This is a genomic window from Acinetobacter sp. YH16042 (assembly GCF_013417245.1).
In the GTDB taxonomy this organism is placed as follows: domain Bacteria; phylum Pseudomonadota; class Gammaproteobacteria; order Pseudomonadales; family Moraxellaceae; genus Acinetobacter; species Acinetobacter amyesii.
The window spans coordinates 1-2,967 of record NZ_VPEJ01000074.1 but is presented as its reverse complement, the minus strand read 5'-3'; the positions used below and the strand labels follow the sequence as shown (position 1 = coordinate 2,967).

The window sequence follows — 2,967 nt, the reverse complement described above, 5'->3', positions numbered from 1 at the left end:
ATTAGGCCCGTATTTAATTAGTCGTTACAAGATTATGGACAATCGCAAGCGAACATCAAAACTGGTCTGTGAATAAGGCTTATGGACAAGTTGTGGAAAAGCATAGCTGTACCACAACTTGCCCACAAGCTTATATCACAGGTTTTGATTTTGCCCACAACCACCCGACGCCCATAGACATAGAAGTTAAAAATCTAAAAAGAGAATGTTTATTAGTCATGGTGAGCAATATTGCTTCGCAATCTTGCTTGGATATATAGGGAACAGGCGCCAGAGAACAGACCCCATACTGATAGCTATTTGGAAAAACAGATTTCTGCTTTAGACCCGGCTTAACTGCTACTGATTTTCTGTTTTTCTGAATGCGGCTTTTATGCTTCTTAATTAGCGCATAGACAGTAGATTTAGACAGTTGAGTAGTATTTACAATCTCAGCAACAGATAAGCCTTTGCGATGCAGCGAGAGGGCTTTTCTGCGTTGTTTTGCGTATGACTTACCTTTTGCTGCTCCACCTTTTCTTCCTAACTGTTTTGCGATCTTGCGTAGCACATCGTTAGTGTTTTCAGAGTAGCTATAACGCTCATAACAAAAACGGGTAATACTCCGGCAGATTTCACGCACTTCACGCTCAACCAGTGGCGTTTTGCACTTCTCAAGATTGAGTTTATTCATGAAATCAAACAAGCAAGACATAAACTGGCGTTTTGTCCAGTCCTCGCCATGTTTGAAATACAACTTATAAGCGTGATGCCGTACTGTTTCAAACAGCCAATTGTTACGCTCCCCTACTGTTATATTTTTGCTTAATTTGACCGCTTTCGCTGAATTTGGAGTGAATAGCATAGGGCGTATCACTGGACGCTCATATATACGTGTGATTCTCGCAAGTTCAGCAAGCTGATACGGCTGTACTCGCATAGTAGATACTCGCCACATGCTGCTATGCGGATTTTTGGCGACTGAATTTCTATGTGCAAAATCACCGTTTAGAAGCTCTTTAAGGCGTGTTTTTACTGCATTCAATAGCACAACCGCTTTCTTGCTATAGCGTTTATTTTTTTCATCAATGCAGACTGAATTTCGCAGACAGTAATAGAGCTGAACGTGTCCGTTTACAGGGTTTTTGACAATCAGATTAGGCAAAGGTAAATCAGGGTTTAATTTGATTATTTCCTCGATACTGGCTGCTACATTGCTATCAATATCAATAACAAAAGTACCAAGCCAAAACTCTGACGCATATCGGAGATAACCATATTGCGAACGCTCACTTGGTGTAATGAAATCAAAATGATCTCTCTCTCTCGGTGAGTTTTTCCCAGTGCGTAGGCGTAAATGCTTCGGTTTGTGGTTCAGTGTATCTTTGCTAACCCAATGCGGTGTAAGTGGTGATAAGCACTTGTCAAAAAGGGCAAGAGCTTCTTGTAAATCAGCAATTTGTTCTGATTTATCAATAAATAAATACGATTTTGGTGAAATATTTGTATGATTTGAACTAATTTGCATCGCACAAGCCCTTAGATGGCTTGCGGAGTGGTCTTTGACTGCTATAATGATTAAGCATGTTGACTATCCGTAAGTGATCAACACGTACATCAAAAGACCCATTCTCGCCAAAGAATTTTTTCGGGTCTTTTTTTGTACCTGAAAATCGAGTTTTTTATTAAAAAGAATCTGTTAAAAGCACGTTACAACTGTTTGTTGTTCAATGCAACAAATGGCGAACCTCTAAAATACATTTTTTTTAAAATTCACGTTCTCATTGATGCAATTTCAGCAAAAAAAGTTCGTTACCACATCAAAACCTGTAATTTTTCAAGCATATTGACTTGTGCCATGTTTCATTTGAGCCACTTTTTTTTCTGAGGACAGCACAGCCTTTGGCTGTGCTCCGCAAGAAAAGAAAGGGGCATTATGGCTTTTCAGCTTCTGCTAACAAATCACCAGTTTTGTCATCTATTGGCTGTTCTTCGACCTTGCCCTTCTTTTTTAATTGCTGTGGCTGATGTGGGGCACGTAGATCACGAATTTCAGATTTCAGCTCACTGATCTCAGTCTGAAAACGGCTAATATTCTTCTGCGCTTCTTCAAGTCTGACAGATGCAACACGTTCATTAGACTGAGCTTCGGCAACTTTTAGCTGCAACTGGTCACGTTCTGCTTTCAGAGCTGTATTACTTTGCTTGAACTCAGCAAGACCTTCAGAATATTGCTGTTTTGCTTCTGCATATTGCTCAGATATGACTTTCTTATGCTGTTCATACTGTTCAATAATTTCAGCTTTACTTCGTGCATGTTCTTCTTCAAGAAATTTCAACTTCGCTTTTAAATCCTGATTTTCAGAAGTTAATTGCTCAATTTCTGTGAGCTGACTGCTATTTTCTTCTGATAGTGATTCTTTATCAGCTAGTGCTATTTCAAGTTCTTCTGACAAGCGTGTGATTTCACTTGCATAACTGTCACCGATCTCGGTGATGCGACCTGCTACAATATCTGCAACAACTTCTGACAGCTTCTTCTGCTCACTGTCTTTTAGTGCTACGGCTTTCTTTTCAGCATCTTCACGATGTTCACGCTCGTATTCTTTTCGATACTTCTGAATCGTCACACTTGAGCCACCGATCAAGTCCATGATTAGTTGGTTTGTATATCTCCCATTTTCTTTTAGAAGCTGCTCAATAGCGTCATATACGTCTTGCTTGGTCACAGCACTTGAAATTTTGTTATTCACTTAGTTACTCCAAAGTGAGTTATTGATTTTATTTACTTTACTAAACTTAGTTTATTTAGTTTAGTTTAGTTCATTTAGTTTAGTTTATTCACTTCACTTTAGATAGTGTAATTCATTCCAAAATTTAAAGTTTGAATCGGTGCAGTTTTGGCAAAAAAAGTATAAAAAAAACCATTCTTAGAATGGGTCATACCTGTAGCCATCATCTTTACTTGGCGATGGTGTTGGTGTTGGT

The 2,967-nt window shown here is 38.9% G+C and carries 2 protein-coding genes; both read right to left on the bottom strand.

Features of this window, described 5'->3' with window-relative positions; translation table 11 throughout:
• Positions 1-130: 130 nt before the first annotated feature.
• Entirely contained in the window at positions 131-1,507 is a 1,377-nt protein-coding gene (locus FTV37_RS16875; RefSeq protein WP_180009610.1) for a replication initiation protein, read from the bottom strand.
• A gap of 406 nt (positions 1,508-1,913) precedes the next feature.
• Positions 1,914-2,732 carry a DNA-binding protein gene (locus tag FTV37_RS16870; RefSeq protein WP_257223466.1) on the bottom strand — a complete coding sequence of 273 codons (819 nt, stop codon included), beginning with the start codon at positions 2,730-2,732 and terminating at the stop codon, positions 1,914-1,916.
• Positions 2,733-2,967 lie beyond the last annotated feature (235 nt).

Excerpts from the sequence above, each read along its gene's own strand:
- FTV37_RS16875 (WP_180009610.1), bottom strand. The coding sequence starts at position 1,507 with ATGCAAATTAGTTCAAATCATACAAATATTTCACCAAAATCGTATTTA.